Annotated in this window: 12 protein-coding genes; 9 read left to right on the top strand and 3 right to left on the bottom strand. The window is 47.4% G+C overall.

Annotated features, from left to right (window positions below; translation table 11 throughout):
• On the top strand, positions 1–1,960 hold a 1,960-nt coding region (locus Q0X25_RS01140), incomplete at its 5' end, for a heavy metal translocating P-type ATPase (RefSeq protein WP_298578530.1).
• A 71-nt stretch (positions 1,961–2,031) separates the two neighbouring features.
• Here Q0X25_RS01140 and Q0X25_RS01135 read toward each other — a convergent pair.
• Positions 2,032–2,661, bottom strand: coding sequence for a class I SAM-dependent methyltransferase (locus Q0X25_RS01135; protein WP_298578529.1), 630 nt, complete (start codon positions 2,659–2,661; stop codon positions 2,032–2,034).
• A 420-nt stretch (positions 2,662–3,081) separates the two neighbouring features.
• Here Q0X25_RS01135 and Q0X25_RS01130 point away from each other — a divergent pair, with 420 nt between their 5' ends.
• From Q0X25_RS01130 to Q0X25_RS01120, 3 genes are all read left to right on the top strand, one after another.
• A complete protein-coding gene (locus Q0X25_RS01130; protein WP_298578528.1) occupies positions 3,082–4,134 on the top strand; it encodes a helix-turn-helix domain-containing protein in 1,053 nt (350 codons plus the stop codon).
• Between the two features lie 50 nt (positions 4,135–4,184).
• The gene (locus Q0X25_RS01125) at positions 4,185–5,927 is read left to right on the top strand and encodes an FAD-dependent oxidoreductase (RefSeq protein WP_298578525.1); all 1,743 of its coding nucleotides are present in this window, start codon (positions 4,185–4,187) and stop codon (positions 5,925–5,927) included.
• Between the two features lie 176 nt (positions 5,928–6,103).
• The gene (locus Q0X25_RS01120; protein WP_298578524.1) at positions 6,104–6,835 is read left to right on the top strand and encodes a MerR family transcriptional regulator; all 732 of its coding nucleotides are present in this window, start codon (positions 6,104–6,106) and stop codon (positions 6,833–6,835) included.
• Between the two features lie 50 nt (positions 6,836–6,885).
• Here Q0X25_RS01120 and Q0X25_RS01115 read toward each other — a convergent pair whose 3' ends face one another.
• Positions 6,886–7,305, bottom strand: a complete 420-nt coding sequence (locus Q0X25_RS01115; protein WP_298578523.1) for an EamA family transporter — start codon at positions 7,303–7,305, stop codon at positions 6,886–6,888.
• A 117-nt stretch (positions 7,306–7,422) separates the two neighbouring features.
• Between Q0X25_RS01115 and Q0X25_RS01110 the strand changes: the two genes are divergently transcribed.
• Both Q0X25_RS01110 and Q0X25_RS01105 read left to right on the top strand, forming a co-directional pair.
• Entirely contained in the window at positions 7,423–7,635 is a 213-nt protein-coding gene (locus Q0X25_RS01110) for a type II toxin-antitoxin system Phd/YefM family antitoxin (protein WP_298578522.1), read from the top strand.
• A complete protein-coding gene (locus tag Q0X25_RS01105) occupies positions 7,632–8,030 on the top strand; it encodes a type II toxin-antitoxin system death-on-curing family toxin (RefSeq protein ID WP_298578521.1) in 399 nt (132 codons plus the stop codon). Before Q0X25_RS01110 ends, Q0X25_RS01105 begins: the two co-directional genes overlap by 4 nt.
• Positions 8,031–8,235: 205 nt before the next feature.
• Here the strand turns inward: Q0X25_RS01105 and Q0X25_RS01100 are convergent, their stop codons facing one another.
• Positions 8,236–8,967 carry a DUF4428 domain-containing protein gene (locus Q0X25_RS01100; RefSeq protein ID WP_298578520.1) on the bottom strand — a complete coding sequence of 244 codons (732 nt, stop codon included), beginning with the start codon at positions 8,965–8,967 and terminating at the stop codon, positions 8,236–8,238.
• 251 nt (positions 8,968–9,218) lie between these two features.
• On the opposite strand from Q0X25_RS01100, the gene Q0X25_RS01095 reads away from it, so the two are divergent.
• From Q0X25_RS01095 to Q0X25_RS01085, 3 genes are read left to right on the top strand one after another with little or no spacing between them, the layout of a single operon-like run.
• On the top strand, positions 9,219–10,766 hold the full coding sequence (locus tag Q0X25_RS01095) for a histidine kinase N-terminal 7TM domain-containing protein (RefSeq protein ID WP_298578519.1): 1,548 nt from the start codon (positions 9,219–9,221) through the stop codon (positions 10,764–10,766).
• Positions 10,745–11,758 (top strand): hypothetical protein, encoded by a 1,014-nt coding sequence (locus tag Q0X25_RS01090; protein WP_298578517.1) that lies wholly within the window; start codon positions 10,745–10,747, stop codon positions 11,756–11,758. Before Q0X25_RS01095 ends, Q0X25_RS01090 begins: the two co-directional genes overlap by 22 nt.
• Complete coding sequence (locus Q0X25_RS01085) at positions 11,751–12,374, top strand: response regulator transcription factor (RefSeq protein ID WP_298578516.1); 624 nt, start codon at positions 11,751–11,753, stop codon at positions 12,372–12,374. Before Q0X25_RS01090 ends, Q0X25_RS01085 begins: the two co-directional genes overlap by 8 nt.
• Positions 12,375–12,473: the final 99 nt, after the last annotated feature.

Below are 12,473 nucleotides of genomic sequence, written 5' to 3'. Positions count from 1 at the left end.
GATATTGGTTACGGGTAGTCCTGCTGCTCGTGATGCCGTATTGGCGACAGTTGATAATCTCAATACGCTCAGTTTGCCTCAAAAGGCAGACGAGGGTGAGCTGTCCATGGCAGTGGCGGACAACGATTTTGCTCTGCAAACGGGCAATCTTGTTGTGCAACGCTTGCTATGTAGGCTATTTCTCCCACGACCCATCGGATATGCGATGATTATTCTTCGCGCTATACCTCGCATTTGGGAGGGCCTGAGGCGACTGGTAAAAGGTGAGTTGACTGTTGAGGTTCTTGATGCAACAGCAATTACCGTGTCGCTTGTGCGCGGTGCATTCGCTGATGTTTCTACTGTTATTTTTCTACTAGGCCTCTCTGATATCCTGCAGGAACATATACAGAGACGCGCTCGCATTGCTTTGGCAGATGGACTTTTCACCCGTGCTGAGACCGTGTGGCGAATTATAGATGGTATTGACGTTGAAGTCTCGCTTGCAGATGTGCGCGAGGGTCATATTTTGCATATTCGTAGCGGTCAGGTCTTGCCTGTTGACGGCTTTATTGTGGCAGGAGAAGGTGAGCTTAACGAGGCAAGCATGACTGGCGAGTCTCGTCCTGTACATAAGGATAAGGGTATTACTGTTTATGCTGGCACAGCGCTTGAGGATGGTGACCTGCAGGTACAAGTAACAGCACCCCCAGGACGCGCGCGTATCGATCAGCTCGTTTCGATGGTAGAAAGCTCATCAGAGCTGAAAGCTGCAAGCCAAAGCCGTGCAGAACGACTTGCTGATGCACTTGTACCCTGGAGCTTTGCTGCCTTTTTTGGTGTTTTTGCATACACGCGCAATATCCTACGGGCTATGGCTGTGCTCATGGTGGACTATTCCTGTGCAATAAAAATTTCCACGCCTATCGCGGTGATGAGTGCGATGAAAGAGGCAGCTGACCGTAATGTGATTGTTAAGGGTGGCAAATACCTTGAAGCACTTGCGGCTGCTGATGTAATTGTTTTTGATAAGACAGGCACGCTTACCGTGGCAGAACCACGTGTCAAGCGGGTGTTGACATGCGCAGATGTAGATGAAGATACTCTGCTGCGCTATGCCGCTTGCGTTGAGGAACATTACCCCCACAGCGTAGCACGCGCTATTGTGCGCGAAGCAAAGCTACGCGGGCTACATCATGAACGAGAACTGCACGCTGAGGTGCGTTATGTGATAGCGCATGGCATCTCAACAACGATAGATGGTCAGGACACATTGATTGGGTCAGCCCATTTTATATTCGAAGATGAAGGAGTGCCACGCAACGAAGATTTGCTCAAACGGATTATTTGCGAGGAGCCAGACAGCTCTCACATTTATGTGTCAATGGCTGGTCGTTTGCTGGGTGCCATCTGTGTTTCTGATCCCTTGCGCCTCGAAGCAACTGAGGTTATTCGCCAGTTGCGGCTCTTAGGTATCAAGGATGTTGTGATGCTTACAGGGGATTCCAAGTACTGTGCTGCTACGGTTGCCGCAGAACTTGGTATTGACCACTATTATGCTCAGGTACTTCCCGAGGATAAGAGCGATTTTGTACAGCAGCTACGCGATGAAGGCCATGTCGTGGTAATGGTTGGTGATGGTATTAATGACTCACCTGCACTGGCGGCGGCAAATGTATCGGTAGCTCTTGCTGATGCAAGTGATATTGCGCGTGCCGTAGCGGATGTCTCAGTGCACGGCTCTTCCCTTGAGTCTCTTGTTGAGTTGCGAGTACTCTCGCAGCGACTTATGCAACGCATCCACCGTAAGTATCACTTTATTGTCATGTTCAACTCTGCGCTCATCGCACTTGGTGTGGCGCAGTTTATTACCATTACTACTGCTGCCTTTCTACATAATGCCTCGACACTTGCGGTTGCGACTCATAATGTGACTCCGCTGCTGCGGACTCAGCCGTCGCAAAAGCGTTTATCTGATTAACAAGGTTTGCCAGCAGATCAATCGCTCATATATATTGAGGAAGTATTTTTGAGTGGACTGAGGCTGAAAGCTTAGCTTTGGGGCATACGCGCAGAAGAGCTTGATGAGATACATTCGCAATAGAGAAGAGGTATCCGAGCATATAGCGTCGTAAAGTGCTGTATCTGCCAGCCATTATCTGCAAGAAATGTCATGTAGTCTGCTGCAGTCCACTGCTGCTCAAATGTAACGCCAGCAATTTCGAGAATACGTGTCCACAACCTAGCTTTCTGCTTGCCCTCACGCGCAACAAAGTTAGGCGCTACAAGTAAGCCGCCAGTTTTGAGTACACGATCTATTTCCGCAAGTACCCTCTCGGGGGCAGGGATTATATGCAGTGCATTTGCTATAACAACAACATCAAACGTATTATCTTCAAATGGCAGATCCACGGCGTTTGCAACCATAAAACTGAGATTTGCAGGTATCGTACCTTTTTGTGCTTCATAAATCATGCCTGAAGAATAATCTGTTGCTACAACCTCATGGGCTGATGGTGCAATGTGCTTTGCGAGTTGCCCTGGGCCACAGGCGATTTCCAGTACATCTTTGTTCTCGACCAGGTGGGCAATGCGCATATACATTGTCTCAAAGAGATGTTTTTCAGACCTCAATGCCAAGTTATAAATCGGCGCAAAGCGATCCCACGTCTTTTTATTCATACTAAACTCCCTATAGTTAGGTATGACTAACTATAATATGCTAGTTGATTGCTTTATCCCATTTAAGAATTACTTTTCAAACCACACTTGCTGCTAAGTTGTACGGGAATGAGTATCTCTTGCGTACAAATCTGTAATCAAAACCCTCCCGATTCGTTGCAACCTCGGGTTGCAACGTTTTAAGACTGCGATAGAGCGATGGCAACACGTGGCTACGTTGATAAGCACATAGGTTAGTGGTTTGGCAGGCAAAATTTTTATCTTTGCAGAAAGATACTTAGCTATATTTTCAGCTAAAGGGCCTATGCAACCAGTGGTTGACAAGGTTCCAACCAAAGTTGGTAGCGAAATTGAGCTATGTTTCCTAAGCTTTTAACCGCGTCGACGAAGAGGAAAATCATTATCCGAAAGGCACTGATTATGATTCTCGCAGAAAAAATTATGAGCTTACGCAAACGTCTCGGCTGGTCCCAAGAAGAACTTGCGCAGCAATTAGGTGTATCACGTCAGTCTGTATCAAAGTGGGAAGCTACAAATGCTATGCCTGACATTACCAAGGTCGTGCAGATGAGCGAGCTTTTTGGTGTGAGTGTTGATTACCTATTCAAAGATAATGCTGATGATGAGCAGAACTTATCGCTTCTTGTGGACAATCAAGAGAGCGGCGAGGCGTATACAAGCAATTCTCGTTCTGATGCTAATGTTTTGGCGGCATCAGAATCGTCTGATGTTCGTAAAGTTTCACTCGAGGAAGCGAGTGAATATACCAACCTTGTGGCACAAAGTTCTTCTGCTATGGCCCTTGGAGTTGCCCTGTGCACATGGTCTCCCATTGTATTGTTTGTGCTGGAAGCGCTTAGCGAAAAAAATTTTATGGGGATGAGTGAGGGCACCGCTACAGGAATTGGTCTCGCAGTTTTATTGCTTGCTGTTGCAGTTGCTACAGCGTTGTTCATCGTTAACGGTGGCAAGCTAAAACGCTATGAATACTTAGAAGGCGAGGAGCTTGAGCTGCAATATGGTGTGGAAGCTGCCATTCTGCGTAAAAAAGAAGCATTTGAAAGCTCTTATCATCTTACGCTTGCATTCAGCATCATTTTAATCTTTCTAGGCGTGCTGCCTGTGGTTGTTATAGGATCAATATTTGAAGATGACTCCGTTTCGTATCTTAGCGTTCCTTTGTTTCTTGCCTTTGTGGGAGCAGGAGTATTTTTCCTCGTTAAATTTGGGATGATCCGCTCGAGTTATCTCAAACTACTGCAAATAGAAGATTTCACCATAGAAAACAAACGTATTGGTCGCTGTATTGACTGGTTACCTGGAGTGTATTGGTGTCTTGTGACTGCTATTTACCTAGCCTATTCCATCTTCACCTGGGATTGGGGTCATTCTTGGGGGATTTGGCCTGTTGCAGCCGTTTTGTTTGTGGTTATATACTCCGCTCTAAGGGCTTGGATTCGGCGTCAAAACTAATACGCATCCGGTGGTATTGCGACATACCGAGGCAAGATTGAGAGGTAGCCATGAAAGTGGTCATCGTGGGTGGCGTAGCTGGCGGAGCAAGTGCGGCAACTCGTATTCGTCGACTTGATGAGCAGGCTCAGATTATTATCTTTGAGCGCTCTGCTTACGTTTCTTATGCAAACTGCGGTCTTCCGTATTACATAGGAGACGTCATTACCGACAAGAAGGCTCTTGCGGTACAGACTCCTGAAAGTCTCAATAGGCGTTTTCGTTTGGATGTACGTGTGCGCCATGAAGTAACGCGTATCATTCCTGAGCGCAAGGTGGTGCTTGTCCGTAATCTTGAGTCGGGCGAGGAGTTTGAGGAAAGCTACGATCGCTTGCTGCTCTCACCTGGTGCTCGCCCAACGGTACCTAACTTTGTGGGTACTGAGCTTGATGGGGTCTTTACGCTACGCACGGTGGAAGATACCTTCAAAATTAAAGAGTGGATTGTCGAGCACCAGCCCAAGACTGCTGTTGTTGCAGGCGGTGGCTTTATCGGTCTTGAGATGGCTGAAAACTTGGTGGAGCTGGGCGTGCGGGTCACCCTTGTGCAGAACACTCCACAGGTGTTACCTCCTCTCGATGCAGACATGGCAGCTTTTTGTCATGCCGAACTGCGCAAGCAGGGCGTTGACCTGCGTCTGAATGCCACGGTTAAAGGTTTTGCTCGCGATGCGCAGAATGCCACGCTTGAAGAGCCTGAAGGGCCTGAAGGTTTTGCTCGCGATGCGCAGACAGGCGTGTCAACGCTCCTTAAGGATGCAGAAGCGCTGCACTCGGATATGGTTCTTTTAGCTATTGGAGTCACGCCTGATACGACATTGGCGCGCGAGGCAGGTCTTGAGCTGGGCATCAAGGGCAGCATTGTGGTCAATGATCATATGCAGACCTCCATCCCCGATATTTATGCAGTTGGTGATGCCGTGCAGGTTAAGCATTTTGTGACCGGCGCTGATACTTTGATTGCTCTCGCAGGCCCCGCCAACAAACAAGGCCGTATTGCTGCAAACAATATATGCGGCATCGATTCGCGGTTTACAGGCTCACAGGGTTCATCCATCATTAAGCTCTTTGATCTCACCATTGCATCTACGGGCATTAACGAAACCACCGCAAAAAGCGCGGGTCTCAACTACGACAAGGTGGTTCTCAGCCCTGTGTCACATGCGTCATATTACCCAGGTGCGCGCGCAATGACCCTAAAACTTATCTACGAAAAGGGCAGTCTGCGTATCCTCGGTGCGCAAATTGTCGGCAAGCAGGGCGTAGACAAGCGCATTGATGTGTTGGCTACAGCGATTCATGCAGGTATGAAAGCTACCGAATTGGCAGAACTCGACCTAGCGTATGCACCACCCTATTCTTCGGCAAAAGATCCCGTCAATATGGCCGGCTTTATGGTTGAGAATCTTGAGAGCGGATTGGTAAAGCAGTGGCATTATGATATGGCTTCCGAGTTGCCACGTGATGGTAGGGTAACCCTGCTTGATGTGCGTACAGCAGCTGAGTATGAACGCGGTCATATCGATGGCTTTGTAAATATTCCGGTGGACGAGTTGCGCGAGCGTATCGGCGAAATTGATACGGACAAACCCGCATATCTTATTTGTCAGAGTGGTCTGCGTAGTTATCTTGCGACACGCATCCTAAAGCAAAAGGGTATTGATTGCTATAACTTCTCGGGAGGCTTTGGTTTTTATCGTACAGTCGTGCTGGACGAGCAGATGCATGCCAGCTGCTATCCTTGCGGCATCTAGACTCAGGCAAGATAGCGCAACCAGTAGCTAAGCTTTGAGCCCTACTATGCTGCATTCTCGTCTAGGTGCAATCCACTTTGTATTCGTGAGGATAGAAACCAAAATAAGAAATATTAAAAACATGCTTGACCCTTACGCAGCGTGAGGTCGTATAACTGTTTGCGGAGGAGGGGTGTATGTATCTTATCCAAGAAGCAGCTAGGATTTCGGGCATATCCGTTCGCACGCTACATCACTACGACCAAATCGGTTTGTTGGTGCCAAAGCGGGCAAAAAACGGGTATCGCTATTACAGCGATGAAGACCTTGATACATTGCAGAGTATTCTGTTTTATCGTCAACTTAAATTTTCATTGGAAGAGATTTGCGGATTACTAGAGAGTGCAAAAGAGGATCGTCTAGGGATGCTTGAGAGCCAGCTTTTGCTTCTTCAACATGAGCAAAGCCAACTAAACACGCTGGTTAATACATTAAAGAAGACCATTAGTGCATATAAGGGAGAGACTACTATGTCAGTTGAGGAGAAGTTCCAGGGTTTTTCTTGGAATGACAATGCCAAGTACGAAAGCGAGGCTCGCAAACTTTACGGTAACGAAGTTATTGATGAGTCACAGCATCGTCAAAAAGGCAGGGAAGAAGAAATCTCCGCGGCATTCAATAAGGTATTTCGCGCTTTTGCGACAAACTTGGCAGCAGACATTCCTGCTGCGTCGGAAGAAAATTTGCAGCTTGCAAACCAGCTTTTTGAGCATATCAATACGTATGTTTTTGACTGCTTGCCTGAGGTTTTTGGCTGCATTGGAGCTAGTTATTCTGCTAATCCAGAATTCAAGAAAAATATTGATAAGTTTGGAGAAGGTACTGCTCAATACGCTAGTGATGCAATTGCTGCGTTTATTGCCCTGTAGATTACTGCGGGCATGACATGTCAGACCATGCAGCTATAGGCGCACCCTGTCTATAACCATAGTGCCATTGCAAGAGTTGCGACTGACATGAGAACCAAACCCAAAGCAGCTTTTGGCGACAACTTTTCATGAAAGATAATTCCAGAAAATGCGATAGTCACCAAGATACAAAGTTTATCTAGGGGAACAACGATACTTACCATCCCGTTTTGGATAGCGTAGTAATAGCAAAGCCATGATGCGCCCGTTGTCAGTCCAGGCAGTACAAGGAACAGCAGGGATTTTGCATCAATAGCGGCGATGCTTCCTACAGACCCCACGATAGCTGTCATGAGCCACGCAAATACTAAAACTACGATTGTCCGTAGTGCGGTTGCAATATCAGAATCTGTATCACTCAGCCCACATTTTGCAAGTATTGAAGTGAGTCCTGCAAAAACCGCCGATCCGACAGCTGCTATCAACCACATAAGATCACGCTTTCAAAGGTCACAAGAAAAAGTGTCTGCGTTCATTTATTTTTGGTTAGAGTGTTCAAGATAGTAGTCATTATTTTGGCTATAATTATATCTAAAAAGGAGGATAGAATGCCAGCGCTAACGATGGGTCTTGCCGAGGTAAAAAATAATTTCTCGAAGGTAACTGCCGAGGTAAATAAAAGCGGTAGGCCTGTGACAGTTCTCAAAAATAATCGACCTTGGGTAGTTATTCAACCTGTTTCGACTGAGGTGAGCGTACTTGATGTTGCCATAGATTTTATGGATGAGTACTCTGATGTCTTTGAGGAACTTGCAAAATGACCTATGCGCCTCGCATTTCGGTAAGGGACGTGATAACTATTCACGATGCTTCAATCAGAAAGTTTGGTGGTGCTACAGGATTACGCGATGAAAACCTATTAATATCGGCTTTGGCACAGCCATTCCAAACTTTTGAAGGAGTGGATTTGTATCCAGGAGTGGTTACAAAAGCATGTAGGTGCGCTTTTGGAATAATTGCAAACCATCCCTTTATTGATGGCAATAAACGTACGGGTGCAGCTGTATTGGGCGTTCTGCTGCGTCTTTCTGGTTATGATTTTCATCCAAATCACGAGGCTTTTCTACGCATAATATTCGGAGTCGCAGATGGGAGTGTAAGTTGCAGCAAGTTGACTTCATGGGTATATTTGGTGTTACAGATACCAGATGAATAGGTCACCCATTCATACATTCGCTCACCCACGTATTGAAAGAGTGGACAAAAAATTCTGAATTGCGACTTGCTCCGCTTAGGGCATCCCTCATAGAGTTGCTTGGGCAGACATGATGAAGGGCATAGGCTTTTCTCTTACACATGCTGTCTTTTGATTAAGCTATGCCCCTCATGCATTTCTACAACTTGTTAGCCCGCAGCCAAAACTACGTCATCGCACCACCGCAGAATTCGCAGCAGCCTGATGCATCGGGAGTTGTTGTGGCACCACAGTGAGGACAGGTCATTGCCGTCTTTGGTGCGCGATCCGCTTCGATGGATTCATAAATACGCTCGCGCTCGGTAGTAAGAGCTTCACAAATTTCCTGCGCTGCTGTACGTGCCTGCTCGGATTCCAAGGAGTGCGGCATTGAAGTGCTTCCACTCGATACATCAATGGTAAAGCCATCAAACCAAGGATTATTGACACTTACAACAACCTTTGATGTATATGAATACGTGTAGCGAGGAGGTACATAGCGCTTGGAGTTGCCGTCTTTGTCCGTGTAGATCTCTTCATCGCGCTCTTCGTCAAAATCTACCTGTGCACCTGTGACCTGCGCTAAGGGGATGACGTCAGGGTTAGTTTCCTTCCAATTGCGGCCTTGGCGCACCACGACAAAATTGCCCTTAACGCTATCAATCATGACCTTTTCATTCAAGCCAAGCGTACGATTTGCCTGGAATGCTGCAACGTCAGCTTTATTGGCCTCGCGATATTCTAGCTGTGCTTTGATGTCTTCCACGGAAGACTTCTTGCGACCTAGATAGAAGGGGGAGAGCTGATTGGCACAATCTTTGCAGATGTAGCCATCATCTATCTTGCGCTTGCCCAAAGCACCGACCTCTTTGCCGCAGACTGCGCAGTTGCTCTTTTTGAAGCGATCAAACAGCCCCATAGTTTCTCCCTTCATCAACGAGGGTAATTTGTTGCTTTCACCTTGCCCGAGCTACCACTTATTGCATAGAGCAGAATTACTCTTTTTTATCTGGGGTTCTCATTGCACAATACATACCAAAGACGGATGGGAGAGCAATGCAGACGGCGCTAAGAAAATTGCGGAGCTATCGTGCACCAGCGCTGCTCTTAGCTGCATTTTTTATTTGGTTTTTGCTACGGAATTTTTTGGGCACGTACTTAGGGTCCGTTGTGTCTTCACCAGGACTTATATATGACATCTATTTGATTTTTGTGCTTTTGGCTTGGAGCTTTTTTCGCGTAGGCAATATTGTCCAGCGATGGACACGTTACCTGCTCTTAGGTATAGCTGCGCTGATGTTGCTTTGGATGATGCTACGCATAATCAAATGGTACTATGTAGAAGATGCGACGCTCATTCGCTACCTGTGGTATGCCTACTATTTTCCTATTTGTTTAATGCCAGCTTTAAGCGTAGTGTGCGCGGTCTCCATCAACAAGCCTATGGCTTGGCATCCCACGTGGCAACATGTAGCACTTCTTGTCGTTGGAGTACTACTCTCGTTTGGCGTGTTTTCTAATGATGCGCATCAGCTGATGTTTTGCTTTTCAGATTCTGTCTTTTGGAATAGACATGGCTACGCATATGGTCCGCTTCGCTATATCGTATTGGCTTTTATTATTGCGTGTGCCATTGGAACCATAGTCATCATCATTCGTCGCAGCCATGTTCCCTACAGTCGAAATTGGCTGGTAGCGCTACTGATTCCGCTTGTTATGGGCATTATTTATGGGATTTTATATCAGCTGCGTGAGTATCTAGATATGACTGGTTTTTATTGTTTGCTGGTGATGTTTGAGTATGAGTGTTTGATGTCGGCGGGGCTTATTCGTACGAACAGCAATTACCAAGAGCTGTTTGAAGCATCTTCGCTCCAGGCAGCCTTGCTTGACGAGCAGGGTCAGGTGTTGGTGGCTTCAAAAAATGCGCCCACTACTTGGGAGCAGGGCACTTCTACTGGCAAATCAGTGCATAGTATTCCTGTGTCAGGAGGCAGTTTTTGTTGGGTTGAAGATAACAGTCTGGAATATCAAGCTCGCCACCAATTAGAGGAGCAAAACACTGAGCTCATGGAAGATGCAGAGCTAGCTCAGGCTCATGTTGATATCAGACGCAGGCGAGCAGAGCTTGATGTGCGCGCAAAGCTTTTTAGCCGCATTAAGCATGATTGCGCGGATAAATTTCGCCTGATCCACCATTTAGTTGATGAAGGGGATGTGCTTGTAGACAAGCGCCCCGAACTTCTCGCGCAGCTCTGTGTGGCGGGCTGTTATATCAAGCGTCGTTGCAATCTCATCATTATCGAAAGCCAGCATTCTCAGGCAAGTACCCGTGAGCTTTTTTGGTGTCTGCGGGAATCATGTGACCACCTGAGTGAAGCGGGTAGACGTGCTACGGTGTTGAGCTCAGGTGAGGCAGAGGCCTCTTTACGAAATCTCGAGCTAGCTTATGACTTTTTTGAAGAGCTCGTTGAATGGGCTTATCCGACGCTCTCAGCATTGTTGGTAAATCTTTCAGTAGAAGCGGATTGCTTAGTGTTAAATCTACAGTTGGAATGTGCCGAGGATGCTTTTGCTGCGGAAGGTATTGTGCGCACGCGCAGACGAGCAGAGCGTCTGGGCGCAAAGGTGGAAACCCAAGTTGATGGACACTCGTGGTGCGTTGAGCTCACAATGCCACTGGGGAGGTGTTTGTCGTGTCAATCTTGTCCCCATTAAAAATTAGGATATCCGCAACTGCGATAAAAGAAGGCATTGATACGATGCCCAGCGGTGTAGTCTTCGCCCAAAAAAACGGCTTAATTATCCTGGTTAATGTATGTATGGATGAGCTTTGCAATGAGTTTTTTGGTGCCCCGCTTGATAACGCGAAGCTTTTTTGGGAGATGTTGCGAGCGGGAGAATTATCTGGAGATGCTCAGCTGGCAAATCTTTATGCCGAGGATGTTATCGTGGAATTGCGAGGACAGTATTGGCATCTGCATCGAGCTCTCATTCCCTATCGCGGTGAGGAAGCCGTAGAAATTACTGCGCATAAGGTCACCGAACTTATACTGCTTAATCGTGAGCTCAAAAAGAAAAACGTCTTGCTTGCAAAGCGCGGACAGCAGCTTCATGCCTATGCGCAGGAGGCTGAATCCTTGATGGTGGAACGCGAACTTCTTGATCGCAAAGCCGCAGTGCATGATGAGTTGGGACGCTTGCTGGCAGAGACCCATGCGCTACTGCGCAATGAGGATTCCAATGTGGCGACGGTTGAAGGTATTTGGAATCGCTGGCGGCTGAGTGCTGAGCTTATCCTGTCTGAAAAGGGAAAAGAAACGCTCGAAGAAACCGACCTTTTGCAGCAGTTACGTGAGACTGCTCAATCGGTAGGCATTAAGCTGCAGACATTGGGAGAATTGCCACCACAGGGTGAAGCGGCAAGTCTATTGTTGGCAGCAGGGGCGGAGGCGCTGACAAATCTCATGCGGCATGCACAGGGTGACGAACTTGTTATTGAGGGCAAGCGTCTGAGCAATGGCTGGTCTTGTGAGCTTACGAATAACGGCATGGTACCAGAGGGGCCAATTGTTGAAGGCGGTGGACTGACTGCACTGCGCAAAAAAATAGAATCGGCAGGTGGAGTAATGCAGATTGAGGCATGGCCTCAGTTTAAGTTGCTGGTATTGTTGCCACAAAGTGATGAAAGCGAGACGGACAGTGTATAAGGTGTTGATAGTAGAAGACGACCCCATTGCTGCTCGTCTCTTTGAGCTTATGGTGCAGGAATCAAAGGAGTGCGAGCTCTCGGGAACACTTGCTAGTGCGGCACTTGCTGAGGCATGGTGTCTGGGTCATCCCGTGGATTTAGTACTGATGGACGTTGTGACGGCAGGTCGCGCGAGCGGACTCGAGGCAGCATCAAAGCTCAAGAGAAGTATGCCTCACATAAAGGTTTTAGTGGTTACTTCCCAGCCCGAGGTGGACTTTATTGAGCGCGCAAAAAGTGCGCACGTGGATGGATTTTGGTATAAGACTGCAAGTGACATATCGCTTGTCGAGCTGATACAGCGCACTATGTCAGGCGAGCGAGTTTTTCCTGCTTCTGTACCCGAGGTCCAACTGGGAAAGGCATTGGTGAGCGACTTTACGCCTTTGGAAGTGCGCATCCTCCGCGAACTGACAACAGGTGCAACCAATGCCAAGATTGCATCGCGTCTCGGTTTATCTGATCGCACCGTGGGCAACAACATTCAAAGCATGTTAAGCAAAACAGGTTTTGCTACGCGAACAATGCTAGCTGTTGCTGCAGTGGATTCCGGTGCCGTAATCAGCGGAGTATAAAAAGCTAAGCCTCGATGCTTCTCATCCACTTGTTCACGCTCGTCTTGCATGCGCCAAGCACAGATAGTTTAACTTTCGAGGGCTCCAATTGAAGATGGT

It is taken from the genome of uncultured Olegusella sp., assembly GCF_947253395.1.
Lineage (GTDB): Bacteria > Actinomycetota > Coriobacteriia > Coriobacteriales > Atopobiaceae > Olegusella.
The sequence above is the reverse complement of the archived record's forward strand: the minus strand, read 5'-3'. Positions and strand labels throughout refer to the sequence as shown.

Excerpts from the sequence above, each read along its gene's own strand:
- Q0X25_RS01135 (WP_298578529.1), bottom strand. The coding sequence starts at position 2,661 with ATGAATAAAAAGACGTGGGATCGCTTTGCGCCGATTTATAACTTGGCA.
- Q0X25_RS01130 (WP_298578528.1), top strand. The coding sequence starts at position 3,082 with ATGATTCTCGCAGAAAAAATTATGAGCTTACGCAAACGTCTCGGCTGG.
- Q0X25_RS01125 (WP_298578525.1), top strand. The coding sequence starts at position 4,185 with ATGAAAGTGGTCATCGTGGGTGGCGTAGCTGGCGGAGCAAGTGCGGCA.
- Q0X25_RS01120 (WP_298578524.1), top strand. The coding sequence starts at position 6,104 with ATGTATCTTATCCAAGAAGCAGCTAGGATTTCGGGCATATCCGTTCGC.
- Q0X25_RS01115 (WP_298578523.1), bottom strand. The coding sequence starts at position 7,305 with ATGTGGTTGATAGCAGCTGTCGGATCGGCGGTTTTTGCAGGACTCACT.
- Q0X25_RS01110 (WP_298578522.1), top strand. The coding sequence starts at position 7,423 with ATGCCAGCGCTAACGATGGGTCTTGCCGAGGTAAAAAATAATTTCTCG.
- Q0X25_RS01105 (WP_298578521.1), top strand. The coding sequence starts at position 7,632 with ATGACCTATGCGCCTCGCATTTCGGTAAGGGACGTGATAACTATTCAC.
- Q0X25_RS01100 (WP_298578520.1), bottom strand. The coding sequence starts at position 8,967 with ATGGGGCTGTTTGATCGCTTCAAAAAGAGCAACTGCGCAGTCTGCGGC.